General features: G+C 66.2%; 19 protein-coding genes and 1 other RNA gene. 6 read left to right on the plus strand and 14 right to left on the minus strand.

Annotation, left to right across the window (positions count from 1 at the left end; genetic code table 11):
- Positions 1 to 74: 74 nt before the first annotated feature.
- Both HGB41_RS11640 and HGB41_RS11645 read right to left on the minus strand, forming a co-directional pair.
- On the minus strand, positions 75 to 740 hold the full coding sequence (locus HGB41_RS11640; protein WP_171084398.1) for a response regulator: 666 nt from the start codon (positions 738 to 740) through the stop codon (positions 75 to 77).
- A complete protein-coding gene (locus HGB41_RS11645; RefSeq protein ID WP_171084400.1) occupies positions 737 to 2101 on the minus strand; it encodes a cache domain-containing protein in 1365 nt (454 codons plus the stop codon). Before HGB41_RS11645 ends, HGB41_RS11640 begins: the two co-directional genes overlap by 4 nt.
- A 228-nt stretch (positions 2102 to 2329) precedes the next feature.
- Here HGB41_RS11645 and HGB41_RS11650 point away from each other — a divergent pair, with 228 nt between their 5' ends.
- From HGB41_RS11650 to HGB41_RS11665, 4 genes are all read left to right on the plus strand, one after another.
- Positions 2330 to 4396, plus strand: a complete 2067-nt coding sequence (locus HGB41_RS11650; RefSeq protein WP_171084402.1) for a carbon starvation CstA family protein — start codon at positions 2330 to 2332, stop codon at positions 4394 to 4396.
- Positions 4396 to 4614: a YbdD/YjiX family protein gene (locus HGB41_RS11655; RefSeq protein WP_171084404.1), complete on the plus strand. Its 219-nt coding sequence runs from the start codon at positions 4396 to 4398 to the stop codon at positions 4612 to 4614. The genes HGB41_RS11650 and HGB41_RS11655 overlap by 1 nt, the downstream gene beginning before the upstream one ends.
- Before the next feature lie 479 nt (positions 4615 to 5093).
- Complete coding sequence (locus HGB41_RS11660; protein ID WP_171084405.1) at positions 5094 to 7961, plus strand: response regulator; 2868 nt, start codon at positions 5094 to 5096, stop codon at positions 7959 to 7961.
- Position 7962: 1 nt separating this feature from the next.
- On the plus strand, positions 7963 to 10170 hold the full coding sequence (locus HGB41_RS11665) for a putative bifunctional diguanylate cyclase/phosphodiesterase (protein WP_171084408.1): 2208 nt from the start codon (positions 7963 to 7965) through the stop codon (positions 10168 to 10170).
- A 218-nt stretch (positions 10171 to 10388) separates the two neighbouring features.
- Here HGB41_RS11665 and HGB41_RS11670 read toward each other — a convergent pair whose 3' ends face one another.
- On the minus strand, positions 10389 to 12794 hold the full coding sequence (locus tag HGB41_RS11670; RefSeq protein ID WP_171084410.1) for a penicillin acylase family protein: 2406 nt from the start codon (positions 12792 to 12794) through the stop codon (positions 10389 to 10391).
- Positions 12795 to 12962: 168 nt separating this feature from the next.
- On the opposite strand from HGB41_RS11670, the gene HGB41_RS11675 reads away from it, so the two are divergent.
- Positions 12963 to 13250, plus strand: coding sequence for a hypothetical protein (locus HGB41_RS11675; RefSeq protein WP_171084412.1), 288 nt, complete (start codon positions 12963 to 12965; stop codon positions 13248 to 13250).
- Here HGB41_RS11675 and HGB41_RS11680 read toward each other — a convergent pair.
- The 8 genes from HGB41_RS11680 to ubiD form a co-directional block, all read right to left on the minus strand.
- A complete protein-coding gene (locus tag HGB41_RS11680) occupies positions 13232 to 14158 on the minus strand; it encodes a DUF2334 domain-containing protein (RefSeq protein ID WP_229422977.1) in 927 nt (308 codons plus the stop codon). The genes HGB41_RS11675 and HGB41_RS11680 overlap by 19 nt on opposite strands.
- Positions 14159 to 14228: 70 nt before the next feature.
- Positions 14229 to 15386 carry a glycosyltransferase family 4 protein gene (locus HGB41_RS11685; protein ID WP_171084414.1) on the minus strand — a complete coding sequence of 386 codons (1158 nt, stop codon included), beginning with the start codon at positions 15384 to 15386 and terminating at the stop codon, positions 14229 to 14231.
- Positions 15387 to 15526: 140 nt separating this feature from the next.
- Entirely contained in the window at positions 15527 to 16117 is a 591-nt protein-coding gene (recR, locus tag HGB41_RS11690; protein WP_171084416.1) for a recombination mediator RecR, read from the minus strand.
- Positions 16118 to 16133: 16 nt separating this feature from the next.
- The gene (locus HGB41_RS11695) at positions 16134 to 16460 is read right to left on the minus strand and encodes a YbaB/EbfC family nucleoid-associated protein (RefSeq protein WP_171084418.1); all 327 of its coding nucleotides are present in this window, start codon (positions 16458 to 16460) and stop codon (positions 16134 to 16136) included.
- A 56-nt stretch (positions 16461 to 16516) separates the two neighbouring features.
- Positions 16517 to 18706, minus strand: a complete 2190-nt coding sequence (locus HGB41_RS11700; RefSeq protein ID WP_171084420.1) for a DNA polymerase III subunit gamma/tau — start codon at positions 18704 to 18706, stop codon at positions 16517 to 16519.
- A 73-nt stretch (positions 18707 to 18779) separates the two neighbouring features.
- Positions 18780 to 20234, minus strand: coding sequence for a methyl-accepting chemotaxis protein (locus HGB41_RS23840; protein ID WP_212760909.1), 1455 nt, complete (start codon positions 20232 to 20234; stop codon positions 18780 to 18782).
- A gap of 203 nt (positions 20235 to 20437) precedes the next feature.
- Positions 20438 to 20536: signal recognition particle sRNA small type (ffs, locus tag HGB41_RS11710), an RNA gene on the minus strand.
- Between the two features lie 206 nt (positions 20537 to 20742).
- On the minus strand, positions 20743 to 22227 hold the full coding sequence (gene ubiD / locus HGB41_RS11715) for a 4-hydroxy-3-polyprenylbenzoate decarboxylase (protein ID WP_171084422.1): 1485 nt from the start codon (positions 22225 to 22227) through the stop codon (positions 20743 to 20745).
- 487 nt (positions 22228 to 22714) lie between these two features.
- Between ubiD and HGB41_RS11720 the strand changes: the two genes are divergently transcribed.
- Positions 22715 to 23626 carry a transglycosylase SLT domain-containing protein gene (locus HGB41_RS11720; RefSeq protein ID WP_229422978.1) on the plus strand — a complete coding sequence of 304 codons (912 nt, stop codon included), beginning with the start codon at positions 22715 to 22717 and terminating at the stop codon, positions 23624 to 23626.
- Between the two features lie 445 nt (positions 23627 to 24071).
- Here HGB41_RS11720 and nusB read toward each other — a convergent pair whose 3' ends face one another.
- The 3 genes from nusB to ribBA form a co-directional block, all read right to left on the minus strand.
- On the minus strand, positions 24072 to 24542 hold the full coding sequence (gene nusB / locus HGB41_RS11725) for a transcription antitermination factor NusB (protein ID WP_171084424.1): 471 nt from the start codon (positions 24540 to 24542) through the stop codon (positions 24072 to 24074).
- A gap of 13 nt (positions 24543 to 24555) precedes the next feature.
- The gene (gene ribH / locus HGB41_RS11730) at positions 24556 to 25035 is read right to left on the minus strand and encodes a 6,7-dimethyl-8-ribityllumazine synthase (protein WP_171084426.1); all 480 of its coding nucleotides are present in this window, start codon (positions 25033 to 25035) and stop codon (positions 24556 to 24558) included.
- 81 nt (positions 25036 to 25116) lie between these two features.
- Positions 25117 to 26223, minus strand: a complete 1107-nt coding sequence (gene ribBA, locus HGB41_RS11735) for a bifunctional 3,4-dihydroxy-2-butanone-4-phosphate synthase/GTP cyclohydrolase II (protein WP_171084429.1) — start codon at positions 26221 to 26223, stop codon at positions 25117 to 25119.
- Between the last annotated feature and the right edge of the window lie 265 nt (positions 26224 to 26488).

Genomic DNA, 26488 nt, shown 5'->3' on the forward strand with positions numbered 1-26488 from the left:
TTATTGCACCGATTATCAGAATGCAACTCCTTTTGTTTCCATACGGATACACTTTACGACAAGTTAATGCATACTCAGGCAGATTCATTGAATCCGGCACGCTGGACCGCGAACCGAATGAGCTCAGCCTGGCCTTCGATGCCCAGCTTGCGCTTGATGTTGAGGCGGTGGGTTTCCACGGTGCGCACCGACAAATCGAGGTCGCGTGCGATCTGCTTGTTCGACTGGCCGGTGGCGATGTGGCGCAGCACTTCCTGTTCGCGCCCGGTCAGCTGGTTGCCGAGGGCCGAAGTGGACGCCGGCGCCAGCGGACCGGCGAGCTGGCGCGCCAGCGCGGCGCTGTAATAGATGCCGCCGCCCATCACCGTATCGATCGCCAGCACGATGTCCTTGCCCGGCGCGTCCTTCAGCACATAGCCGCGCGCGCCGGCGCCCATGGCCTGGGTCACGTATTCCGGCTTGTCGTGCATCGACAGGATCAGTACCGCGATGCCGGGATAGCGCTCAAGCAGCCGCGCGGTCGCTTCGATGCCGCTGCCCCCGCGCATGTTCACGTCCATCAGCACCAGGTCGGGGCGGCACAGGCCCACCTGCTCCAGCGCCTCCTGGGTCGAGCCGGCTTCTCCGACCACGCGCAGGTGCGGCGCGGCTTCCAGCCGAGCGCGCAGGCCGTCGCGTACCAGCGGGTGGTCGTCGACCAGCAGGATGCAGATGTCGCGCTGCGTTTCTCTTTCCATCATGCGTGCTCCTTCAGGTCGATGCTGGCCACCACGCGGGTGCCCTGGGGCGACGAATCGATGGAAAGCATCCCGCCGATCGCCTCCATCCGTTCCATCATGTTGCGCAGGCCGATGCCGCGGTGCGGGTGCAAGGCCACGCTGTCGGCGTCGAAGCCGGCGCCGTCATCCATCACAGTCAGGGTGAGGCAGCGCTGCTTGCGCACCAGCGTGATCACGATGCTGTGCGCGCCGGCATGGCGTTCGGCATTGGTCAGCGCCTCCTGCGCGATGCGGAACAGTACCGTCCCCGCCATCTCGGGCAGCGCGTCGACGGCTCCCGTAGCGCGGAAGCGCACCGGCGTGCCGCTATGCTCGCCGAATTCGCTTGCCAGGTGCTCGAGCGCCGGCGCCAAGCCCAGGTCGTCCAGCAAGGCCGGGCGCAGGTCGTGCGAGATGCGGCGCACTTCGCCCAGCACCGACTTCACCTGCTCCACGGTGCGGTCCAGGTTGCTGCGGGCCGCCTGCTGCTGTTCCTCGTTGCCAGCCAGGCGGATGATGCCCGCCTCCAGCTGCAGCTTGACCGAGACCAGCGCCTGGCTGATCCCGTCGTGCAGGTCGCGCGACAGGCGCGCCCGTTCTTCTTCCTGCGATTCGACCACGCGCTGTGCCAGGGCTTTGAGTTTGGCGTCGGCCACGCGCAGCTCGCGCAGGTTCAGGGCCAGGCCGGCGCCGGCCACGGCGCTTGATGCCAGGATCGCCAGCCCGGCAATCCACAGCAGGGTTTCTTCGATATTGCGCGATTGCTGGGCGTCGACCTGGGCCAGCGCGCGCTCCACGTCGTCCAGGTAGATGCCCGTGCCCATCACCCAGCCCCAGTTCGCCACCGGCACCACGTAGCCGAGCTTGGGGGCCTGCTGGTTCGAGGACGGCTTGGCCCAGGTATAGCGGTGGAAGCCGCCGCCGGCGCGGGCGCGTTCGATCAGGCGCTGGATGGTCGGGGTGCCGGTGGCGTCGACCCAGTTCCACATCTCGGTGCCGACCAGTTCTGGCTGGCGCGGATGCATCAGGTTGCGGCCCCTAGTGTCGTAGACGAAGAAATAGCCGTCGTCGCCGAAGCTCAGGCTGCCGAGGATGCGCTTGGCTTCGTCCAGGGTGGCGGGGTCGGTGCGGCCCGAGCGGACCAGGTGGCCGATCGACTGGGTCGCCAGCGCCACGTAATGGCGCAGCTCGGCTTCTTTGCTGGCCAGGTAGGCGTGCTGGATGGTGGCGCGCTGCTGCTGGGCCAGCTCGGCCGCCTGCTGGCGCACGAACAGGGCGATTGCGCACAGGGCCACGATCAGCGGCGCGATCGCCAGCACGATGACCTTCTGCCTCAAACGCATGTCCCGGACTCCAATTACCTTAAGACATCTATTCTAAGGCGGAACAGGGCGGGCGGCTTACGTACTACTACGCAGCGCCTGCGTAATCATGCGCTTGTGGTGCTGATAATCATGCAACATACTTCGCGGTACGCTGTCAAAAAACCGCCGGTATCGATGCCGCGAGATGTGTTGCATGTGGTCACGATACTGGATAAAACAAGAATCATTCCATCTCGGAGGAGCACCATGAAACGAATGTCGAGCACGCTCGGCTGGGCCGCGCTTGCGATCCTCGGCGCCTTTTCGCTCGGTTACATCGCAGTCAAGCGCGGTGAAACCATCAATGCGATCTGGATTGTCGCCGCTGCCGTCTGCGTCTACCTGATCGCCTACCGCTTCTACAGCCGGTTCATCGCCTACAAGGCGCTGGGACTGGATGCAACGCGCCAGACCCCTGCCTACAAGTACAACGATGGCCTGGATTACGTCCCGACCAATAAATACGTGCTGTTCGGCCACCACTTCGCCGCGATTGCCGGCGCCGGCCCCCTGGTCGGCCCCGTGCTGGCGGCCCAGATGGGCTATTTACCGGGCATGATGTGGATCCTGGCAGGCGTCGTCTTTGCCGGCGCCGTCCAGGACTTCATCGTGCTGTTCATGTCCACGCGCCGCGACGGCCGCTCGCTCGGCGACCTGATCAAGTCCGAAATGGGCGAGATCCCGGGCCTGATCGCGCTGCTCGGCACTTTCATGATCATGGTGATCATCCTGGCGGTGCTCGCACTCATCGTCGTGAAGGCGCTGACCGGTTCGCCGTGGGGCACCTTCACCGTGATGGCGACGATCCCGATCGCGTTGTTCATGGGCCTGTACTCGCGCTACGTGCGCGTCGGCCGCATCGGCGAGATCTCGATCATCGGCTTCGTGCTGCTGATGCTGGCCATCGTCGGCGGCCAGTGGGTGCACGACTCCCCTACCCTGGGCCCGATGTTCACCTTCACCGGCACCGAACTGACCTGGATGCTGATCGGCTACGGCTTCGTCGCCTCGGTCATCCCAGTGTGGCTGCTGCTGGCGCCGCGCGACTACCTGTCCACCTTCCTGAAGATCGGCACGATCGTGGCGCTGGCGATCGGCATCCTGATCGTCGCCCCGGACCTGCGCATGCCGGCCGTGACCAGGTTCATCGACGGCTCCGGCCCGGTATGGTCGGGCAATTTGTTCCCCTTCCTGTTCATCACCATCGCCTGCGGCGCGGTGTCGGGCTTCCACGCGCTGATCTCGTCGGGCACCACGCCGAAGATGATCGAGAACGAAACCCACGCACGCCTGATCGGCTACGGCGGCATGCTGATGGAATCTTTTGTGGCCATCATGGCGCTGGTCGCAGCAAGCACCATCGACCCGGGCGTCTACTTCGCGATGAACAGCCCGGCCGCCGTGCTGGGCACCACCGCGCAGTCGGCCGCCGCGGCCGTGTCGCAGATGGGCTTCGTCATCACGCCTGAAACGCTGGAGCAGATGGCCCGCGACGTCGGCGAGCACACCATCATCTCGCGCGCCGGCGGCGCACCGACCCTCGCCGTGGGCATGGCCCACATCCTGTCGAACGTGGTCGGCGGCCAGGCCATGATGGCCTTCTGGTACCACTTCGCGATTTTGTTCGAGGCGCTGTTCATCCTGACCGCAGTCGATGCGGGTACCCGCGCCGGCCGCTTCATGCTGCAGGATTTGCTGGGCGCCTTTGCACCGTCGCTCAAGCGCACCGAGTCGCTGCCTGCCAACCTGCTGGCCACCGGCCTGTGCGTCGCGGCCTGGGGCTACTTCCTGTACCAGGGCGTGGTCGATCCGCTGGGCGGCATCAACACCCTGTGGCCGCTGTTCGGCATCGCCAACCAGATGCTGGCCGGTATCGCGCTGATGCTGGGCACCTGCGTGCTGTACAAGATGAAGCGCGCGCAGTATGCGTGGATCACCGTCGTGCCGACCCTGTGGCTGCTCGCCTGCACGCTCACCGCCGGCTGGCAGAAAATCTTCGACGCCAACCCGAAGGTCGGCTTCATGGCCCACGCCAACAAGTTCCAGGACGCGCACGATGCCGGCACGGTGCTGGCGCCGGCCAAGTCGCTCGAGCAGATGGAGCGCATCATCTTCAACGACTACGTCAACGCGACGCTGGCGGGCTTCTTCATGTTCGTGGTGCTGGCGGTGCTGTTCTACGGTATCCGTACCGTGATGGCCTCCCGTAACACCAATGGCCCGAGCGCGAAAGAAACCGCGTACGTCGCCATGCCCACGCCGCAGGTGCAGTGATGTTCAGCGACCTGGTAGATGCCGGAGTCCAGGCCACCAAGCAGGCCGGTAAATACCTCGGGCAGAGCATGCGCCTGATGGTCGGCCTGCCCGAGTACGACACCTACCTGGCGCATATGGAACGTACCCACCCGGACCAGGCGCCGATGACCTACGAGGAGTTCTTCCGCGAGCGCCAGGAGGCGAGGTATGGGGGGAATCGCGGCACCTGCTGTTAAGGGACCGCTGATGGAAGGATGACGAAGGGGCGCCGCGGCGTCCCTTTTTCTTTTTATACGCGGCGAGCTTTGTTTATTTCGGCCGACGGCTTAAAAACCGTCGTTCGGCGAAGGCGGGAATGATGCCACTGGCATCATTCCCCCCAAGTTCGTCGCCTCACGCTGGCGGGTGCACGCAAGCGTTAACGGGATGCGAAGGAATTGGATCCCGGCCTGCGCCGGAATGACGGTTCATGTTGTAAGGGTGATGTTTTATGCCGCATGCTGGCATGGCGCGATCAAGGCCATGCGGCCACACCTACCAATGCCGTTCCCACCCGTCCCGCCCTCGCCCCACCCTTCACCCACCCTCTGTTGACTTCCGTCAACGCCCCGTCTCCCCATAAACGTATATTTTTTTCTTGCGGGAATTTGCATTCCGCAAAGGAGGTTCTGTTTCGTCCGAAGCAGGGCCGCTCCGCCGTGCCTGCGGGATCAGAATGCCGAACTTCGAGCGCTCCAGCCTGAACCAGAAGCTGACCATCATCTCGCTGCTCTCGACCGCGACCGCCCTGCTGTGCGTGTTCGTTGCGTTTGCGGTGACCTCGGTGGCCAATCATCGCAAGGACGAGGCCATGCAGCTGGCCACCTTCGCCAAGGTGATCGGGGCCACCAGTGCCGACGACCTGCTGCTGCGCGACCGCAAGCGCGCCGCGGCCGCCCTGGCCGCACTCGGGGCCAAGCGCGAGATCTCGTCGGCGGTGCTGTATGACCGCCACGGCCAGCCCTTCGCCTGGCATCCGGTCGACAAGAACACCAAGCCGGAGGCCATGGACGGCGTCGACGGCGAGGCCCTGGCCGGCGCCAACGCCGCCGGCCAGCAGCTGGCGTCGCGCAAGATGCGCCTGTACCAGCCGGTGCTCGATGGCGAGATGCAGGTGGGCGTGGTCATGATCGAGGCCGACCTGGTCTCCACCTGGATCGACATCCTGGCCGGCCTTGCGATCATGGGCCTGGCCATGCTGGCCTCGCTGCTGGTGTCGATCGCCATGGCCGGCCGCTTCAAGCGCGCCATCGCCGAGCCGGTGACGAAACTGATCCAGGCGGCGCAGAAGGTATCCGCCAGCCAGAACTACAGCCTGCGCATCGCCCACCAGCGCACGGACGAACTGGGCCAGCTGATCGACAGCTTCAACGTCATGATGGCCCAGATCGAAGACCGCGGCGCGGCCCTGCTGCACCACCGCGACGAGCTGGAACGCCAGGTCGGCGTGCGCACCGAGCAGCTCGAGAAGGCCAAGAACGCCGCGGAAGCCGCGAGCCGCGCCAAGAGCGCCTTCCTGGCGACCATGAGCCACGAGATCCGCACCCCGATGAACGGCGTGCTCGGGATGACCGAGATGCTGCTGGCGACAGGGCTCACCGAGTCGCAGCGCAACTACACCACCCTGGTCAAGCGCTCGGGCGAGCACCTCCTGGTGATCATCAACGACATCCTCGACTTCTCGAAGATCGAGGCCGGCAAGCTGACCATCGAATACATCAACTTCAACCTGTGGGACCTGTTGGATGACATCCACAACGTCTACACGCCGCAGGCGGCCTCCAAGGGCATCGGCTTCGACTTCGATATCGCGAACGACATCCCGGTGGCGATCTGCGGCGACCCGAACCGGCTGCGCCAGATCATGGCCAATTTGCTGGGCAATGCCATCAAGTTCACCGACCAGGGCCGGATCCTGGCGCGGGTGCGCGTAGCCGGCGAAGACACGCAATCGGTGATGCTGCGCTTCGAGGTGCACGACACCGGCATCGGCATTTCGCGCGAGGCGCGCGCGCGCCTGTTCGAAGCCTTCTCGCAGGCCGACGATTCGACCACCCGGCGCTATGGCGGCACCGGACTGGGGCTGGCGATTTCCAAGCAGCTGGTGGAGCTCATGAAAGGCGCCATCGGCGTCGACAACGCGCCCACGCGCGGCTCGATCTTCTGGTTCACGGTCAGCTTCGACAAGCGCCGCGTCGATCCGGACGCGCCCGGCCACCGCCAGCACACGCTGGAAAACCTGCGCGTATTGATCGTCGACGAAGACGAGTCCAGCCGCCTGGAAGTGGTCCAGCAGCTGCAGGCCTGGCGCGCCACCGCCGACGGCGCCGCCACCCCCGCCGGGGCCTACGAGCGCCTGGTCAATGCCGCCAAGGCCGGCCGGCCGTACGACGCGGCCGTGCTGGACATGGAACTGACGCACACCAGCGGCCTGGCCCTCGCCGCCTCGATCAAGGCCGAGGCGGCGGTGCGCGCCACCCACCTCGTCCTCATCAGCCCCGAGCGGCTGGCGGCCGACCCGGTGCAGCGGCGCAGCGCCGGCGTCGCTTACCAGCTCATCAAGCCCGCGCGGGCAGCCGACCTGTATGCCTGCCTGGCCGCCTGCGCGGCGCGCCTGCACGCGCCCGCGCCCCCCGGCCTTCCCGCCGAGACGTCCGCGCCGGCCTCGCCCGCACAGCTGCGGCGTGCCGCTTCCGCCCCGCCGACCGGCCCTGGCGGCCGCCAGGTCCACCGCCCGCGCGCGCGGCGCGTGCTGCTGGCCGAGGACAACCCGGTCAACGTCGAAGTCGCCAAAGCGATGCTCGAGAGCCTGGGCATGGAAGCGCATTGCGCGCGCAACGGCCAGGAAGCATTGCAGGCGGTGCGCGACGGCAGCTGGGATGCGGTGCTGATGGATTGCCAGATGCCGGTCATGGACGGCTTCGCCGCCACCGCGGCGATCCGGCGCCACGAGCGCGAAGCGGGCCGTGCCCGCACGCTGCCGGTGATCGCGATCACCGCCAACGCCCTGCAGGGCGACCGCGAGGCCTGCCTGGCCGCCGGCATGGACGACTACCTGTCCAAGCCCTTCACCCAGCAGCAGCTGGCCGCCGTCATCGGCCGCTGGCTGGCGGTGCCGCTGGCCGCCACCGTCCACCACGACGACGTTGCGCCGCGCCTGCCGCCGGAAAGCGTCGAGGTGATCCAGCGCGAAGCTGTCAACCGCGCGGCGCTGGAGAACATCCGGGCGTTGAGCCGCGATGGCGGGGACGCGCTGATGCAGAAGGTGATTGCCGCCTATATGGGCGACACGCCGAGGCACCTGGCGACGCTGCGCCAGGCGGTTGCAGGGATTGATCCCGGCTGCGTGCGCCGGGTCGCCCATGGCCTGAAGTCGTCCAGCGCGAACATCGGCGCCGCGCGGCTGGCGACGCTGTGCAAGGAACTCGAACAAATCGGACGCGCCGATACCGTGCATGGTGCCGACCGCATCCTCGCCGACATGGAACACGAATTCCAGTCGGTACGCCATTCGCTTCATGCCATGCTCGAAAAGGAAACCTGAGATGCGATCCTCCTCTCCCCTGAAGCGCGGAACGGTACTGGTCGCAGACGACGATCCCGTCATGCGCCTGCTGATGCTCGAGATGCTGGCCCAGGTCGGGCTGGATGCGATCGAGGCACCCGATGGCGCAGCGGCAGTCGAACTGGCGGCGCAGCGCGCCCCCGACCTGATCCTGATGGACGTCGAGATGCCGCGCATGGACGGCTTCGCCGCCTGCGAAGCGATCCGCCGCAACGAAGCGGCCAATGGCGCCGACGGCGCCAGCATACCGATCGTGATGGTCACCGGCGGCGACGACCTGGAAGCGGTCACGCGCGCCTACGAGATGGGTGCGACCGACTTCATCTCCAAGCCGATCAACTGGCCGATCCTGGGCCACCGCGTGCTGTACGTGCTGCGCGCCAGCGACGCCATCGTCCGCCTGCGCATCGCCGACGCCCAGAACCGCGCGGTGCTGGCCGCCATTCCCGACACCTTCTTCCGGTTAGATGGCGACGGCTTCTACCTCGATTACGAGCCGGGCCAGGAACAGCCCGGCCGCGGGCGCGCGCCTGCCCAGCAACAGCGGCCGCCCCAGTACTGCGTCGGCAAGCATATCGGCGACGTGCTGCCGGCCGAAATTGCCACCCGCATGCTGGAGCAGATGCGCGCCGTGCTCACCACCCAGCAGGTCCGCTCGGTCGAATACGAACTGGATCACTGCGGCGAGTCGCAGCATTTCGAGGCGCGGCTGGTGGCGACCAGCACCTCGCAGGTGCTGGGACTGGTGCGCGACATCAGCGAGCGCAAACGCGCCGAAGAGCAGATCCGGCGCCTGGCCTATTGCGACAGCCTGACCGGCATCCCGAACCGCCAGGCCTTCCTCGAGACGCTCGAGCGCGAATTGCAGCGCTCGAAGATCGGCAACAAGAAGTTCGCGGTACTGTTCATGGACCTGGACGCCTTCAAGCGCATCAACGACACGCTCGGGCATAACGCCGGCGACACGCTGCTCAAGATGGTGTCCGAGCGCCTGCGCGACACCACCCGCCCGAGCGATTTGGTGTCACGCGGCGAAAGCGCGGTAAGCAGCGCCTCGAACCTGGCGCGGCTGGGCGGCGACGAATTCACCATCCTGATTCCCGACCTGGAACGGGTCGAGCATGCGCTGAACGTCGCTACCCGCGTCAAGGAGGCGATGCGGCGGCCTTTCCTCATCGAGGGCAACGAGATTTTCGTCACCGCCAGCATCGGCATCTCGCTGTTTCCCGAAGACGGCGACGATTGCGGCTCGCTGCTCAAGTTCGCCGACACCGCGATGTACCATGCCAAGAACTGCGGCAAGAACAACGCCAAGCTGTACAGCTCTTCGCTGACCATGCAGATCATGAGCCATGTAAAGCTCGAAGTCGGCCTGCGCAAGGCGCTGCAGAACGACGAACTCTACCTGGTCTACCAGCCGCAGCGCGACGTGCGCACCTCGGAGATCGTCGGCGTAGAAGCCCTGGTGCGCTGGCGCCATCCGGAGCGCGGCCTGGTGCCGCCGACCGAGTTCATCCCGCTGGCCGAAGAGACCGGCCTGATCGTGCCGATCGGGGAATGGGTGCTGCGCACCGCCTGCCGCCAGGCTAGAACCTGGCAACTGCTCGCGCAACGCACGCTGCGCATGGCCGTCAATTTGTCGGCGCGCCAGTTCAAGGACGAGAACCTGTCGCAGATGGTGCACTCGGCGCTGCTCGACGCGGGGCTGGAACCGCGCCTGCTCGAGCTGGAACTCACCGAGGGCACGCTGATGGACGACGCGCGCGCGACGATGGTCACGCTGGAGCGGCTGCGCGGCATCGGCGTCTACCTGTCGATCGACGATTTCGGCACCGGCTATTCGTCGATGAACTACCTGAAGCGCTTCGATGTGCGGGCCCTGAAGATAGATCGCAGCTTCATCAACGGCCTGCCGCAGGATTCGGAAAACGCGGCCATCACCCGGGCCATCATCGCGATGGCGCATGGGCTGAAGATGGTGGTGGTGGCGGAGGGTGTGGAGACGGGCGAGCAGCTGCTCATGCTGGAGCAGTATGGCTGCGATATGGTGCAGGGTTACTTCCTGGGGCATCCGTCGAGTGCAGATGACATTACGGGGATGCTGCGCGCGCCGTTGATCCTGCCCGATAGACTCGCGCTACCGGCTGCGATTGCACTGCCTGCTACGGTTGCGCTGCCGGCTAAATGATCTTGTTGGGGTGGGCGGCTTCGCCGTCCGCGCGTTCAAATCACGGTACTGCTGCCCGTGCGACTGCTTAAATCCGGACTATCACTCGCGCTACCTGCTAACTAGTTGCACCGTAGGGTGGGCAGGTCTTCCTGCCCACGCGTTCAAATTACGGTGCGGCTGCCCGTGCGCCTACTCAAACCCTGACTATCACCGCGTGGGCAAGAAACTTGCCCACCCTACGGGATCAGGCTGAGCGTATACCGCGACGCCCCCGGCAACAAGGGCACCGGCTTCGCCTCCGCCCATTCCTTATGCCCCGCCAGGAAGAACGGCGACAGCGGATGCCCGCTTTGCCCGCCCGGCATATTGTACAAGCCCTCCTCTTCGCGTCCCGGCGACACCGTCATGCGCTCCGACTGCCCGAAGGTCGGTCCCGCCACGCGCGGCATGTTGGCGTCGCCTGCGAGGCGGTCCGCAGGCGCCGATAGCAAGGCTTTCAGGGCCGGCGCCGCCGCGCCGATCGGGTGCCCGATCTGCGCCGTGTTGCGCGCGCCCCAGGTGGCCTCGGCCAGCGGCTTGCCGTCCTTGGCCAGGTCGGCGATGACGCGGTCGACGGCTGCCAGTTCCACCGCACGCCAGTCGGCATAACCACGCGGCAGCCAGCCGGCCGGGCGGGATTCCAGCAGGCGTGCGACCACCTCGGGCCAGCGGCTCGATGCCGACACCGGCGTGACGCTCCGGCCAAGCACGCGCATGGCCTTGCCGGCGCCGCCATACAGGATGTCGTGCAGTCCCCACATGTAGCCGCGCGCGAGGCGGTAGCCGCTTGAGTCGACGCTGGCGCGGCCGTCCCAGCTGGTCTCGAGCAGGCGCCGGAACTCGGCGCGCGCGGGCTGGCCGGCCAGAGCCTCGGCATCGAGTGCGGCCAGCGCGCGTTCGCGCCAGCGCGCCATGAACAGGGCCCGGTCGTCGAGCGCGACGTCGAACACCTGGCGCACGATGGTGCCGTTCCCGAGCGCGCGCAGGCCGTCGGCCAGCTGGCGGTTGCGGGCCCCGATGTCGAAGCCGCCGTCGCCGATCAGCGCGGCGCCGCCGTTCATCAGCTGGCGGCTGTTGGCGGTGGTGAGCTGGCCGTCGGCGGGGTTGACGATGCGCGGATAGCGCTCGGCCGGCAGCAAGGCATTCCAGGTGGCGGCCTTGCCATCCGCATCCAGCGGGAAGGTCGCGGCCAGCGGCGCCGTGGCGCGCTGCGGCAGCAGGCCGGCGATGGTCCAGCCGATGTTCCCTTGAGCGTCGCCGGCCACGAAATTCTGCGCCGGGATGCCGTCGATGGCGGCAATGGCCAACGCCTCGTCGACGTTCGCCGCAGTCTCGAGCTTCAGGTGGTTGAGGTTGAGCGCGGCCGGGTCGTGGGCGATCCAGTGCAGCGCGTACTGGCGCTCGCCCGCCTCGCGGATCGGGCCCAGCGAAGTGTCGCGCACCACGAAGCGGTCCGCCGGCGCGCCTTTCACGGCGATCATCTCGATGTGGCTGGCCGGGGTCTCCCAGCCGGCGGGAGTCCGTACCTGTCCGGGACGCTTCGCGTCAACGCCCAGCTCCACCAGGTCGACCAGGTCGGCATAGCTGTTGGTGAAGGCCCAGGCCACCTGCCCGTTGCTGCCAACGATGACCGCGGGCGGCGCACCGGCCAGGCTGACGCCGACGATCCGCCGCGGCTTGCCCTGCGCGTCCGGGAAACTCAGGGCGATCCGGTACCAGATGTTCGGCAGCTGCAGGCCGAGGTGCATGTCGTCGGACACGATGGCCGCGCCGCTGGCGCTGCGGCTGCCGGCCACCGCATAGTTGTTGCTGCCGACGGCGTCGACATAGTCCACGCTCGCAGTGCGCAGCGATGCGTCGTCCTTGCCAGGCGCGCTGCCCCACCATGCCGGTGCCCGGTCCGGGATCGGCGCCGGCGCAGGAGCGGCGCCGCCATCGAGCGTGGCATCCCAGCTGCTGGCCTCGGGCAGCAGGAAGGCCAGCTGGGCCGCATCGCTGTGTTCGCGCAGCCAGCCGCGCGCGAGTTCGCGCGGTTCCTGGTTGTTCTGCAGGTCGAGATACATCGCCCACACCACCAGCAGCGAATCGGCGGCGCTCCAGGGCCGCAGCCCGGCGCCGGTCAGCGCATATTCGAAGGGCCTGGCGCCTAGCGCGTTCACACCATCATTGACGCCGGCGACATAGCGTTCCAGCAAAGCCCGTTCGGCCGCGGGCAGGCGCGCCAGCGCCAGCTGGGCGCGGGCACGAAAGCGGTGCAGGCGGTGTCCGCGGTCCATCGGCACGGCGCGCGGGCCGAACAGCTCGGCCAGTTCGCCGGCGGCGGTGCGGCGCAGCAGGTCCATCTGGAAAAAGCGCTCCTGGGCGTGCACGAAGCCGGTGGCATAGGCGACGTCGGCACGGCTTGCGCCACTGATCAGGGGCACGCCGGCGGCGTCGCGCGCGATCGTCACCGGGGCCCCCAGGCCCGGCGCGCGGCGCTCGCCATCGAGCTGGGCCAGGCTGGCACGCAGGTAGAGCCAGGCACCGGCGGCGGCCAGCAGCGCAAGCAGCAGCAGGCCTACCAGCGTGCGCAGGGTCCAGGTCTTCCATCGGCGCTGTCGCATGGGTGTTCTCCTTGTTTTTAGGGGGAATATCTTGCCAGAAAAACCCTTGTCCGGGCGGACAGAACGGGACCTATAAGGCCGTGCACGATTGATTTACCGGCGACGGGTTGCAGGCGCTCGTCCTATACTGGAGCCGCGACGCCAGGTCGGCGGGCACAGGAGGCAATCATGCGATTATCGACAATCCCGGTATTGGCTTTGACGCTTGCGTTGGCGGCATGCACCACGCCGCAACAGCGTGCAGAACGCATGCAGGCGGAGATGGCCCAGATGATGGCGATTTACGGTCCGGCCTGTACGGGCCTGGGCTATGCGCCCAGCAGCGACCCGTGGCGCCAGTGCGTACTGCAGCTCAGCACGCGCGAAGAGCTGCGCCAGATCGGCAACAGTCCGTCCTTCTATGGCGGCTGGGGATCACGTCACTGGCGTGGGGGTGGCTATTGGGGACCTTGGTAATGTAGTCCCTGGGCAAAGGCGAGCTTGGTCATGGCGGTGCGCACCCCCACCAGGCGCTCGACCGTGGCCTGCGCATGGCGCAGCAGCCTCGGATGGTGCAGGTCCGGCGGATGCAGTCCCAGCCGGACCAGCGGCTGCCGGGCCAGCGCGAAGGCCAGCAGGTCGGACAGCACGGGCGACGCCAGCCGCCCGCTGCGGTTGCGCGCAGCGTAGACCAGCGACGGTGAGAATAGCGACGGCGGGACCAGTCCTGGCGGTGAAAACGCCTGCGGCGCCTGCGGTGAAAGCGAGTACGCCTGCGGTCCCTGCGCCTGCGGCTCCTGCGGCTCCTGCGCCTGCCCTCCCTGCCCTTGCGGCCCCTGCCCTTGCGGCCCCTGCACTTGCGGTCCCTGCGATTGCAACAGGTGGAAGCGCCTGAAGGTCGTCGTGTAATCGAAATCGAAGCCGCGCAAGGCCTCCCAGGCGCCCTCTCCCATCAGCCAGGCCGGCGGCACGAAGCCGCGTACCGGCCATCCGCGCTCGGCGAACCAGTCGAGTCCGAGCCCGATGCGCCGCGCCGCCTCGCCCGCGTCCAGGGCTGCAAACTCGCCTTCGCGGCTATAGGTGCCACGGAAAAAACGTTCGGCGAGGCCGGCGCCGCGGGGCGCGGTGTCGAGATGGGTGTAGCCATGCAGCGCCAGCTCGTCGCCGGCTGCCAGCGCCCGTTCGAGTCCTGCTTCCATGCGGGCCAGGTCGCCGCCGCTGCGGTGGTAGTGCGGCACCACCAGCCAGGTCAGGCGGATGTCGGCCACCTCGCGGATGGCGCTCGCCAGGCGGGCGCATTCGTCCCAGCTGGCCGGGGCCACGTCGTGGATCGAGACGCACAAGGCCCGCATGCCGGTGACGCCGCGTACCGCATGGCCATGCATAGACGCATACGTAGCGGCACCGGCAGGCCCCGTCGTAGGCGTAGCTCCAATCACCTTCGGCTCCGCCCCTTCAGTCGCTGACACAGAAACGCTCCACTGCCCGTGGCGCACCCGGACGGGCCGCCAGCAGGCTGCCGTAGCGGTGCATCAGTTGCGGGAAGATCTGCTTCCAGTCGTAGTGGTCGTGCGCCTTGCGCCGCGCGTTGGCGCCCAGGCGCGCCATGTCGCGACCGTAGATGGCTTCGATCGCACCGGCCAGGCTGCCGGCATTGTTCGGCTGGGCCAGGATCCCGGTGTCGTCATCCACCAGTTCGGCCACCCCGCCGGCCCGGGTGCCCACCACCGGCAGGCCGCAGGCCATGGCCTCGAGCACGATCAGGCCGAAGGTCTCGCAGTCGCCCGGATGGACCAGCAGGTCGCAGCTGGCCAGCACCCGCGCCAGTGCGCGCTGGTCGCGCTTGAAGGGCATGATGCTCAGCTGCGGGTGCTGCGGCAATGCCGCCCCGCCCCCGACCAGCAGCAGGTGGTAAGGCGGGCCGAGCTTGCGCACCGCCTCGATCAGCAGAGGCAGTTTCTTGTCGGCGGTGAAGCGGCCCGCGTACACCAGCAGGCGCGTATCGTCCGGCAGGCCGAGCTCGGCGCGCAGAGTGTCGCTGCGGCGCTTCGGGTGGAAGATCTCGCTGTCGATCCCGAGCGGCTGGTGCAGCGCATGGGTTACGCCCATGTCGGCCAGCTGGTGCACCATCAGCCGGCTCGGCGCCAGCACGGTGTCGAACTCGCGGTACAGGTGGGCCAGGTATTTGCAGCTGCCCTGGGAAATGGCGTCGCCAAAGCGGTTCTGCACCAGGCGCGGCAGGTCGGAATGGTAGAAGGCGATGGCCGGGATGCCGAGTTTCTGGCGCAGGCGCAGCGCCGCCCAGGCACTGTGGCCGGCGTCGCCCGCTTCGATCAGGTCTGGCTGGGCCGCGCGCAGGCGCCGCGCCGCAGCCGCGACCGAGACCGGCATGCGGTAGCCGTTGATGCCGGGCAGCGAGACTGCCGGCACCCGCACCAGCGTGGGCAGGTCGTCATCAAGGCTGTCGTCGACCTCGTCGTCGCTGACATTGGGACTGAAGATGGTATGCCGCACCCAGCCGTAGCGCGCAAGCCAGCGCGCCTTGGCATTCAGGTAGGTGCTGACGCCGCCGCCTTCGGCCGCGTAGAACATCGTGATGTCGACAAGATGCATGCTGGATCCGCTGAAAGTGCCAAGATAGCAGCGGTCCGTTGGCCAGGCTTGCGCGCACGCAGGCACGCCGTCGCACTGCCCATTGCGGCAGCTGCAAGCAAGGCTCAGCGGTCCCTGCTACCGGGTCGTCATGCAGTGGATTATGCGCTGCGGCGATCGAGCATGGCGCGCGCTATCGTGCCGGCGTCGACATACTCGAGCTCGCCGCCGACGGGCACGCCGCGGGCCAGCCGGCTGACCTTCAGGCCGCGCGCCTTGAGCATCTCGCTGATGTAGTGGGCGGTCGCTTCGCCCTCGTTGGTGAAATTCGTGGCCAGCACCACCTCGCCCACCACGCCGTCAAGGGCACGCCCGACCAGCTTGTCGAGGTGAAGGTCGCGCGGGCCGATGCCGTCGAGCGGAGAGAGCCGCCCCATCAGCACGAAATACAGGCCCTTGAACGTCATGGTCTGCTCGATCATCAGCTGGTCGGCAGGCGTCTCCACCACGCACAGCAGCGCACGGTCGCGCGCCTCGTCGGCGCACAGGTCGCACACTTCGGTATCGGAGAAGGTATTGCACATCGCGCAGTGGTGCACGGTGTCCACTGCCTGGTAGAGCGCACGCGACAGCATGGCCGCGCCTTCGCGGTCATGCTGGAGCAGGTGGAAGGCCATACGCTGCGCCGACTTCGGACCAATGCCCGGCAGGCGCCGCAATGCCTCGGTCAGGAAGTCGAGCGACTTGGACATGGAGTGTGTCGCCCGCTCAGAACGGCATCTTGAAGCCCGGCGGCATCGGCATGCCGGCGGTCAGGCCACTCATCTTTTCGGCGGAGGTCGCCTCGGCCTTGCGCACGGCATCGTTGAAGGCGGCAGCCACCAGGTCTTCCAGCATGTCGCGGTCGTCGCCCAGCAGCGACGGGTCGATGGTGACGCGCTTGACGTCGTTCTTGCAGGTCATGACGACCTTCACCAGGCCGGCGCCCGACTGGCCTTCGACTTCGATCAGGGCCAGCTGCTCCTGGGCTTTCTTCATGTTGTCCTGCATGGCTTGCGCCTGTTTCATCAAGCCTGCGAGCTGGTTTTTCATCATGGTCTAGGTCTCCAAAAAGTTCCGGATGGGTTGGATAGGGTGGGTCTGAATGTGGGTCAGGCCGCGGGCGCAGCCGGCTTCACCGAGCCGGGCACGACGAAGGCGCCGAAAGTCTGTTCCATGGCCTGCACGAAGGGGTCGCCCGCGACGATGGCCTCGGCCTGGCGCTGGCGCTGTTCGCGGTCGGCCTTGGCTTCGGCTGCAGCCGTGTACCAGGTCGGGCCGATCTCGGTATCGAGCGCCACCCGCACTGACGGAAAATGTTCTTGCAGCGCGGCGGCCAGCTTATCGCTGTTGCCGCTGGCGCGCAGCGTATCGACCGGCACGCGCAGGCGGAAGGTCGCCGCATTGTCGTGGGTCGTGCATTCGATCAGTTCGGTCTGCAGCGCCAGTTGCTGCGAGACGCCGCGCAACGGCAGGCTGGCGGCCAGGGCCGGCCAGTCGCCGTCCCAGCCGATCGCCGGCACCGGGGTGACGATGTAAGCGTGCGGCGGTTTGGCCGGGGCGCGCACCGGCGCGGCCGACTGCACGGGCGCTGCGGCGACTGCCGGCGCATCGGCGGCCAGCGCGGTATTGTCGGAAAATTCGGTGACCCAGGACGGCGGCTCGTCTTCGGCCGGCGCCGCACCCATGCGGGCCTGGGGCTGCATTGGTGCGGCAGCCTGCGGCTGGCCGCTGTCCCACGGTGGCGCGGCGCCCGGGGCCGCACTTGCAGGCGGGGCCTGCGGCATGCTTGCCGAAGGGCCGGGCGCCGATGGCGGCGCAACCGGCGCGGGTGCAACTGCGGGCGCAACAGCAGGCCCAGCCGCTTCCGGCGCAGGGCGACGGGCGCCGCCACCACCGCCAGGGCGTCCGGAGGCGGCACGGGCCGCTTCCAGCGCAGCATTGATCGCGGCGCGTGCCGATGTCATGGCCGGCGCCGGGCTGGAGGCCGATGGCGCCGAAGGAGGGGCCGATTGCGCTGCTGGTGCCGATGGTGCCGGAGCAGCCGAAGGCGCCGGACGAACCGGGGCCGGCGCCTGCGCCGCAGGCGGCGCGAACGAGGCCGGCGCAGGACGCGTCGCATGGCTGGCAGCGGCCACCGCTGCAGCACGGGCCGCCGGGGCCGGGGCCGGTGCAGCTACCGCAGGCGGCTCGGCCCCGCCCTGCCCCGGACGGAAGGCCAGCATGCGCAGCAGCGTCATGGTAAAGCCGGCGTATTCGTCCGGCGCCAGGCCAATCTCGTTACGCCCGTGGACCGCGATCTGGTAATACAGCTGCACTTCCTGGGCGTCGAACGCGCCCGCCAGGCGCAGGATGTCGGCGAGTTCCGGCAGGTCTTGCGGCACGGCCGCAGGCACCGACTGCGCCAGCGCGATCCGGTGCAGCAGGGTGCCGAGGTCTTGCAGCGCGCCGTTGTACGACAGGCTGCGGCTGGCCATTTCGTCCGCCACCGCCATCAGGTCGGCGCCGTCCTGCGCCAGCAGCGCGTCGAGCAGGCGCACCAGGTAGGACTGGTCGAGCGCGCCGAGCATGCCCTGCACGGCTTCCAGCGTCACCTGGCCGGCGGCATAGGCGATGGCCTGGTCGGTCAGCGACAATGCGTCGCGCATCGAGCCGTGCGCGCCTTGCGCCAGCAGGCGCAAGGCCGGCTGCTCGAACGTGACGCCTTCCTGGCCCAGGATGTTCTCGAGGTGGCCGACGATATGGCCCGGCGGCATTTGCTTGAGGTTGAACTGGAGGCAACGCGACAGCACCGTGACCGGGATCTTCTGCGGGTCGGTGGTGGCCAGGATGAATTTCACGTGCGGCGGCGGTTCCTCGAGCGTTTTCAGCATCGAATTGAACGCGTGGTTGGTGAGCATGTGCACCTCGTCGATCATATAGACCTTGAAGCGCGCATTGCTCGGTGCATACACCGCCTGTTCCAGCAGCTGGGCCATCTCGTCGACGCCGCGGTTGGACGCCGCATCCATCTCGATATAGTCCACGAAGCGGCCGGCATCGATCGCACGGCAGGCTTCGCACACGCCGCAGGGTTCGGGCGTGATGCCGCCCTGCCCGTCCGGGCCGATGCAATTGAGCGACTTGGCCAGGATGCGCGACAGCGTGGTCTTGCCGACCCCGCGCGTGCCCGTGAACAGGTAGGCGTGGTGCAGGCGGCCGGTTTTCAACGCATGGGTCAGGGCACGCACGACGTGCTCCTGGCCAACCAGCGTGTCAAAGTTCTTGGGACGGTATTTGCGGGCGAGGACTTGATAGGACATGCCGGGATTTTACCGCAGTTGGCGGCCGCCGCGGACAAACCGCGGCGTGCCCGGCAACAACACCGGCGCCGTTTCAGCGCAAGGCCAGCGCCGGACTGCCATCCGGCAGATTCAGGCGGAATACGCTGACCACCTTGGCCAGATGGCGCGCCTGCTCTTCCAGCGAATCGGCCGAGCTGGCCGCCTGCTCGACCAGGCGCGCATTGTCGCGGGTCGATGCATCCATCGCATTGATGGCGTCGCCAATGGCGGCGATGCCGCCCGCCTGTTCGCGGCTGGCGCTGCTGATGCCGGCGATCAGCGCCGACACCTGGCGCACGCTGCCGACCACCTGCTCCATGGTGGCGCCGGCCTGGCGCACCAGCTCGCTGCCGGCCTCGACTTCGGCGACCGACTGGCCGATCAGTGCCTTGATCTCGTGCGCAGCAAGGGCCGAGCGCTGCGCCAGGTTGCGCACTTCGCTGGCCACGACGGCAAAGCCGCGGCCCTGCTCGCCGGCCCGGGCCGCTTCCACGGCCGCGTTCAGCGCCAGGATATTGGTCTGGAAAGCGATGCCGTCGATGACGGCAATGATGTCGGCGATCTTGCGCGAGGACGCATCCACTGCCTCCATCTTGCGCATCGCCGCGGTGACGATGTCGCCGCCGCGCGCCGCGATATCGGCGGCGCTGCCGGCCAGCTCATTGGCGGCGCTGGCGCTGTCGGCATTCTGGCGCACGGTCCCGGTGAGCTCGGCCATCGAACGCACGGTGGCGTGGATGGACGAAGCCTGCGCCGTGGTGCGCTGGGCCAGCTCGGCATTGCCGGCGGCGATCTGCGCCGAAGAAGCGCTGGTTGCATGGACGGTGCGCTGCACGCTGGCAAGCGCGTCCTGCAGCAAACCGACGACATCGCGCAGCGCGCGGCCACTGGTGCTGGCGGCCGGCAAGAGGTCGGGACGCAAATCGATCATCCCTCGGCGGTCGGTCATCGATGCGACGCTGACCTTCAGCTCGGCCGATTGCAGGGCTTCACGACGCAACATCTGGGCAAGGAAACACAATACCGCCGTCTCGGCGACAACATAGGCGGCGTGGATGAGCACCATGGTGAAACCGGGTTCAGTCAGGCAAATCACACCGAAGCCGAGTTCCTGCAAATACGTGAAGGCGAAGTGGTGCACGGCCACGGTCGCGGCTGCGGCGACGACAACTGCCCAGTCGCGATAGCACAGCAAGAATGCCAGCAGGACGAAAATGCCGAAATGCAGTTCGGTCCGGCCTGCCGCCTGGTGAATATGCAAGGCGCAGAACACCATTGTCGCCACCCCGACAGTGATGCGGGACAGGCGGGTGCCGCCAAGGAACACCGCAGCCAGTACGGGCAAAACCAGGGTGGGCAAACCGATGAGCAACGCCCATTTCATGGTGCCGTGCATGCTCGCGAGAGCGAGGGCCATCGCAAACAGCGCCAGTAGGATCCCACACATGAAACGGTCGGCTCGACGGTAACTGCTCTTCAGCACGTCGTCGACACTGAGTTTTTCCACGCTTGTCTCCTGTTGTCATATGCACGGATCCACATTCAATCAGAAAACAAACTTGCCCAAAAGAAATTTGAGTAAATTGCCGATGCAACTGCGGTTCGTGTGTTGGATTGGCAACGTCAGAAAACGGATTTGATGGCGCTGGCGTGAACGCAAACGCCGATAGCCGCGAATGCGGCTGGAACGATACGAGGGGAAGATGAGAAAGAGGCGAGCCTGATCTGCGGCACTTGCGGTAAACGGCTTTGGCTGCTTCGTTCCCGACCTGACCAGGTTAACCATGCCACAATGCGCAGGGGCCCGCCAGCCGCAATTATACCGCATGGCGGCAGTTGTGGGGACCTTGCCTTTGTAGGGTGGGCGGGTCTTCCCGCCCACGCGTTCAAATCACGGTCATGCCGCCCGTGCGGCTGTTCAAACCCTCACTATCACCGCGCGGGCGTTTGTAATTCCGGGCATTGCCCGAAATTACCCCGCCCACCCTACGAACCCCAGGAGCCCGCTAGGGCCATCAGATCCCCAGCTCCCCCCACAGCCCATCGATGCGCGCCTTCACCTCCGGCGTCATCACGATCGGCGTGCCCCACTCGCGGTTGGTCTCGCCCGGCCACTTGTTGGTGGCGTCGATCCCCATCTTGCTGCCCAGCCCGCTGATCGGCGAGGCGAAGTCGAGGTAGTCGATCGGCGTGTTGTCGACCATGACCGTATCGCGGGTCGGGTCGACCCGGGTCGTGATGGCCCAGATGACTTCCTTCCAGTCGCGCACGTCGACGTCTTCGTCGACCACGACGATGAACTTCGTATACATGAACTGGCGCAGGAAACTCCACACCCCGAACATCACGCGCTTGGCATGACCCGCGTACTGCTTCTTCATCTGCACCACCGCCATGCGGTAGCTGCAGCCTTCCGGCGGCAAATAGAAATCGGTAATCTCGCTGAACTGCTTCTGCAGCAGCGGGATGAAGACTTCGTTCAGCGCCACGCCCAGCACGGCCGGTTCGTCCGGCGGCTTGCCGGTATAGGTCGAGTGGTAGATCGGGTCGCGCCGCATCGTGATGCGGTCGACCGTGAACACCGGGAAGCTGTCCTGCTCGTTGTAGTAGCCGGTGTGGTCGCCGTAGGGGCCTTCCAGCGCATGCTCGAAGCCGGACGGGTGGTTCGCATCAGGGTAGATATGCCCTTCCAGCACGATCTCGCTTGAAGCCGGCACCCGCAGCTCGCTGCCGATCGCCTTGGTCAGCACGGTGCGCTGGCCGCGCAGCAGGCCGGCGAACTGGTATTCGGACAGGCTGTCCGGTACCGGCGTGACGGCGCCCAGGATGGTGGCCGGGTCGGCGCCGAGCGCCACCGCGACCGGGTAAGGCTGGCCCGGGTTGGCGAGCGCGTGCTCGCGGAAGTCGAGCGCGCCGCCGCGGTGGGCCAGCCAGCGCATGATCAGCTTGTTCCGCCCCAGCACCTGCTGGCGGTAGATGCCCAGGTTCTGGCGCTTCTTGTGCGGCCCCTTGGTAATCACCAGTCCCCAGGTGATGAGGGGCGCGATGTCGCCCGGCCAGCAATGCTGGATCGGCAACCTGGCCAGGTCCACGTCCTGCCCTTCCCATACGATGTCATGGCAGGGCGCGCCGCGCACTTCTTTCGGCGCCATGTCCCAGACCGCTTTGACCAGCGAGCCCATGCCCATGATGTCCTTGAAACCCTTGGGCGGCTCGGGTTCCTTCAGGCGCGCCAGCACATGCCCAATCTGGCGCAGTTCGCTGACGTCGTCGGCGCCCATGCCGAGCGCGACCCGCCCGGGCGTGCCGAACAGGTTGCCGAGTACCGGGATCGTGTGCCCGGTTGGCTTTTCGAACAGCAGCGCCGGCCCTCCGGCACGCAGCGTGCGGTCGCATACTTCGGTCATCTCCAAATGGGGCGAGACTGGTACGCCCACACGCTTGAGCTCGCCCATTTTCTCGAGCTGAGCCATAAAATCACGCAAATCTGAATATTTCATCAAGTTTTGATCGTTATCTCGACCGTATAAGGTTGTTCAAGGCACCATCACAAGTGACTGATTTGACAAGCATTTTCAAAATTTCGGCTAGGCTATCAGATCTAAAAGTAATAAGAGCGGTTCGTGCTAGGGTTGACTTGGCATAAGCGACCCCCTACAATCCGTCCTAGTTGATGAGGCAGGCAAATCGTTTCGACATGATTCTAGCTTGTTCTCATGCATTCACGGGGTCGGGGCCCCACATGACATTTTAAGGAGTGTTCTCACTGGGCGTCTGCCCAACCTCCCCGAGACAGTTGTTGAGCCACTGGATCTGCCACCCCCCTTTGGGCCTGGCGGCCAGCTGAAGCAAAGCAATGACGGCGTTAGTCAGCCGCTACGCGGCGACCTACGATATTTCTGATGCACGGCATTCAGTCCGAACACAGCGCGAATTTTCTTATGAGCGCCGTGACGGGAATCTTTTTGCCGCGACAAGGGGAATTCGATGATCCATCGTTTCATCACGAGCGCAAGGCTCGTGCAATCCATGGCCAACCAGCCAGTAAGCTGGTCATCCATGGGCAAGGCAGTACGCGGTGCAGCAAATGCCGCCCGTAATACCCTGACCGTATTCGGTCTCTCGGCAGTCGCAATGCTCGCGCTGCTCTACACCAACGAAGGCGTTGCGAAGCACGTCTCGGATGTGCTGGATCCCCAGCCTGAGATCGTTGCCGTCGCTCCCCCTGCGCCGGCAGTTGCGGTCGCCGCCGAAGTGGCAGCCGCAGAACCAGTCAAGGCCACCGCCTACAACGCGGCCGGCAACAGCAAGCAGCAGCAATGGGTGACCTCCTGGCTGAGCAAGCGCTACCGTGTGGCGAGCGATGCGGCCAACATGCTGGTCTCGACCGCCTACAGCACGGCGCACGACGTCAAGATCGACCCGCTGCTGATCCTGGCGGTGATGGCGATCGAATCGGGCCTGAACCCGTTCGCGGAGAGCCCGGTAGGCGCCAAGGGCTTGATGCAGGTCATGGCCAAGGTCCACCACGACAAGTTCGAGCAAGTGGGCGGCCAGAAGGCAGCCCTCGATCCGGCCGCCAATATCCGCGTCGGCGCCCTGATCCTGAAGGATTACGTCAAGCGCACCGGTTCCGTCGAAGGCGGCCTGAAGACCTATGTCGGCGCCGCCGACATGGAGAGCGACCAGGGCTACGGCTCCAAGGTGCTGGCCGAATACCACCGCCTGAAGCAGGTGGCGCGCGGCCACAACGTGCCTACCCGCACCCCGCCGTCGCTGCCTGCGCCGATCATGGTGAAACAGGCGCCCGCGCCTGCTCCTACGGCGACGCCGGTGGAAGCGCCTGCGGCCCCTGCTGCTGCGGAAAGCCATGCGGCGGAGACGCTGGCGACTCTGTAAGGGAGTTTGCTGAAGAATTCAAAAGACCACTGCCGCTGCAGTGGTCTTTTTCGCCAGTCGAAACCTGCGAGTCGTTGCGGTCCCGTAGGGTGGGCAAGTTCCTTGCCCACGCGCTCAACCATCGCCGGCACAGCCGAGGTGTCACCCTGGTCCGCCGGACCTGCGGTGTGAGAAGCGCGATGAGAAAATCCTGTCGGGTCTGTGCCGATACTGGTTGAACGCGTGGGCAGGAAACCTGCCCACCCTACGATTCACGGCAAAGCACCCGCCAACAAATTCGCCGCAAAGCATCCGCCGCCCAGTTCGCGGCAAAGCACCCTTCAACCCATTCGCGGCATAGCAGCGGTCAGCAAATTCGCGGGGAGTCACCAGATAACAAAAAGCCACCGGGCACTGCCTCGGTGGCTTTTTTCAGACTCTCTAGTATATAGAGAGGGTGCGGCAATCAACGCCGCGTATCGCCACCAACCTCATCCGGACGCATGCTCGACGCCAGCTTGTCCAGCACGCCGTTCACGTACTTGTGGCCGTCGATGCCGCCGAAGGACTTGGTCAGCTCGACCGCTTCGTTGATCACGACGCGGTACGGGATTTCCGGGTGGTTCTTCAGCTCGTAGGCGCCCAGCAGCAGCACGCCGTGCTCGATCGGCGACAGTTCGGCCACGTCGCGGTCGATCAGGGGAGAAATCGCTTCGCGCAGCTCGACCGAGGTGCTGATGGCGCCGTTGAGCAGGTCGGCGAAGTATTCGCCGTCGGCCTTCTCGAAACCGTGCGCGCTGCGGATGTGGGTGACGATCGTGCGCGCCGCTTCATTGTTGAGCAGCCACTGGTACAGCCCCTGCAGCGCGAACTCGCGCGCGCGGTGGCGCGGCGTGCGGTTCTTGCTCGGGTTGGCATGCAAAGTCTTGTCGTTCATGTGCTTACCTTCTTTATTCTTCTTCAGCCTGCAGCTCTTCGAGCGCGAACAGCAGGTTCGCCATCTCGACCGCCGCGCGCGCCGCTTCCAGGCCTTTCTCGGCCATGCGTGCTTCGGCCTGCTCGTCGTTCTCGGTGGTGAGCACGGCATTCGCGACCGGGATGCCGTAGTCCAGGCCGATGCGGGTGATGCCGGCGCCCGACTCGTTCGAGACCAGCTCGAAGTGGTAGGTTTCGCCGCGAATCACGGCGCCCAGGGCGACCAGCGCGTCGAACTGCTGGGTCTCGGCCATCTTCTGCAGCGCCAGCGGGATTTCGAGGGCGCCCGGCACGGTGATGTGGAGGATATCCTCATCGGCCACGCCCAGGCGCTTCAGTTCCGCCAGGCAGGACGACAGCAGGCCGTGGCCCACGTCGGCGTTGAAGCGTGCCTGCACGATACCGATGCGCAGGCCTTCACCCGCCATATTGCTTTCAAAAGTTCCTACCGTCATGGCTGACCTCTCTTCTCTTTGTATGGTTCTATATTAGTGTGTGTTCGGCCCGAGCGGCGCTAGGCCGCCCGGCCGCAGGAGTCAGGCTGCCGGTTGCGGCAGGTAGCCGGTCACTTCCAGGTCGAAGCCGGTCATCGACGGCATCTTGCGCGGGTTGGCCAGCAGCTGCATCTTGCCCACGCCGAGGTTGCGCAGGATCTGCGCGCCGATACCGTAGGTGCGCAGGTCCATCGAGGCTGCGCGCGCGCTGCGGGGGCCGGAATCGCGCGGGGCGAACTGCGCAAACAGCTCGTCGGCGGTCTCGCCGCAGTTCAGCAGCACGATCACGCCGCGCTCGCCGGCCTGGATTGCTTTCATGGCCGAGGCCAGGTCCCAGGAGTGGGTCGAGGCGCAGTTGCCGAGCACGTCGAGGATCGAAACCGGCTGGTGCACGCGCACCAGCGCTTCCTTGTCGCGCGCCAGTTCGCCGTGCACCAGCGCCAGGTGGGCTGCGCCGCTCGGCTTGTCGCGGAAGGCAACCAGCTTGAACTCGCCGTAGGGCGTGGACAGAGGGCGCTCGGCCACGCGCTCGACCAGGCTTTCGTTCTGGCTGCGGTAATGGATCAGGTCGGCGATGGTGCCGATCTTGAGGTCATGCTCTTTGGCGAATTCGACCAGGTCCGGCAGGCGCGCCATGGTGCCGTCTTCCTTGATGATCTCGCAGATCACCGAGGCCGGGCTCAAGCCGGCCATCGCGGTCAGGTCGCAGCCGGCCTCAGTGTGCCCGGCGCGCATCAGCACGCCGCCGTTCTGGGCGCGCAGCGGGAAAATGTGGCCCGGCTGCACCAGGTCGTCCGGGGTGGTGCCCTTGTTCACGGCCACCTGGATCGTGCGGGCGCGGTCGGCCGCCGAGATACCGGTGGTCACGCCTTCGGCCGCTTCGATCGATACCGTGAAATTGGTGCCGAACGAGGTGCCGTTCTTCGAAGTCATCATCGGCAGCGCCAGTTCGTCGCAGCGCTCTTCGGTCAGCGTCAGGCAGACCAGGCCGCGCGCGTGGCGGATCATGAAGTTGATCGCTTCCGGGGTGACGAAGTCGGCGGCAAGCACCAGGTCGCCCTCGTTCTCGCGATCTTCTTCGTCGACGAGAATGACCATGCGCCCTGCGCGCAATTCGGCAACGATTTCTTCGGTGCTGGAAATAGACATGCGGATTCCTTGAAACGGGAGGTATTTTGCGTAATCCGTTATTTTAAAGGATTTACCGCCTTTCAACCTGACTCCCTTCCCCCGGCTTCCTCCCTATTCATCATCCGGGCGCCGGCAAGCACGGCGCTGCGATTTCGTCAACGACGTTGCCTTGATGCAACACGCAATAATTCGCGTATATTTGTGAGAACATAATTGTTAAGCTTCACATTCCCGCACGAAACAAGATGGCATGTCCACGCTTGACTAGATTATGATTAAGACA

This window comes from Telluria aromaticivorans, from assembly GCF_013003915.1.
GTDB classification, from domain to species: domain Bacteria; phylum Pseudomonadota; class Gammaproteobacteria; order Burkholderiales; family Burkholderiaceae_D; genus Telluria; species Telluria aromaticivorans.

Excerpts from the sequence above, each read along its gene's own strand:
- HGB41_RS11640 (WP_171084398.1), bottom strand. The coding sequence starts at position 740 with ATGATGGAAAGAGAAACGCAGCGCGACATCTGCATCCTGCTGGTCGAC.
- HGB41_RS11645 (WP_171084400.1), bottom strand. The coding sequence starts at position 2,101 with ATGCGTTTGAGGCAGAAGGTCATCGTGCTGGCGATCGCGCCGCTGATC.
- HGB41_RS11650 (WP_171084402.1), top strand. The coding sequence starts at position 2,330 with ATGAAACGAATGTCGAGCACGCTCGGCTGGGCCGCGCTTGCGATCCTC.
- HGB41_RS11655 (WP_171084404.1), top strand. The coding sequence starts at position 4,396 with ATGTTCAGCGACCTGGTAGATGCCGGAGTCCAGGCCACCAAGCAGGCC.
- HGB41_RS11660 (WP_171084405.1), top strand. The coding sequence starts at position 5,094 with ATGCCGAACTTCGAGCGCTCCAGCCTGAACCAGAAGCTGACCATCATC.
- HGB41_RS11665 (WP_171084408.1), top strand. The coding sequence starts at position 7,963 with ATGCGATCCTCCTCTCCCCTGAAGCGCGGAACGGTACTGGTCGCAGAC.
- HGB41_RS11670 (WP_171084410.1), bottom strand. The coding sequence starts at position 12,794 with ATGCGACAGCGCCGATGGAAGACCTGGACCCTGCGCACGCTGGTAGGC.
- HGB41_RS11675 (WP_171084412.1), top strand. The coding sequence starts at position 12,963 with ATGCGATTATCGACAATCCCGGTATTGGCTTTGACGCTTGCGTTGGCG.
- HGB41_RS11680 (WP_229422977.1), bottom strand. The coding sequence starts at position 14,158 with ATGCATGGCCATGCGGTACGCGGCGTCACCGGCATGCGGGCCTTGTGC.
- HGB41_RS11685 (WP_171084414.1), bottom strand. The coding sequence starts at position 15,386 with ATGCATCTTGTCGACATCACGATGTTCTACGCGGCCGAAGGCGGCGGC.
- recR (WP_171084416.1), bottom strand. The coding sequence starts at position 16,117 with ATGTCCAAGTCGCTCGACTTCCTGACCGAGGCATTGCGGCGCCTGCCG.
- HGB41_RS11695 (WP_171084418.1), bottom strand. The coding sequence starts at position 16,460 with ATGATGAAAAACCAGCTCGCAGGCTTGATGAAACAGGCGCAAGCCATG.
- HGB41_RS11700 (WP_171084420.1), bottom strand. The coding sequence starts at position 18,706 with ATGTCCTATCAAGTCCTCGCCCGCAAATACCGTCCCAAGAACTTTGAC.
- ubiD (WP_171084422.1), bottom strand. The coding sequence starts at position 22,227 with ATGAAATATTCAGATTTGCGTGATTTTATGGCTCAGCTCGAGAAAATG.
- HGB41_RS11720 (WP_229422978.1), top strand. The coding sequence starts at position 22,715 with ATGATCCATCGTTTCATCACGAGCGCAAGGCTCGTGCAATCCATGGCC.
- nusB (WP_171084424.1), bottom strand. The coding sequence starts at position 24,542 with ATGAACGACAAGACTTTGCATGCCAACCCGAGCAAGAACCGCACGCCG.
- ribH (WP_171084426.1), bottom strand. The coding sequence starts at position 25,035 with ATGACGGTAGGAACTTTTGAAAGCAATATGGCGGGTGAAGGCCTGCGC.
- ribBA (WP_171084429.1), bottom strand. The coding sequence starts at position 26,223 with ATGTCTATTTCCAGCACCGAAGAAATCGTTGCCGAATTGCGCGCAGGG.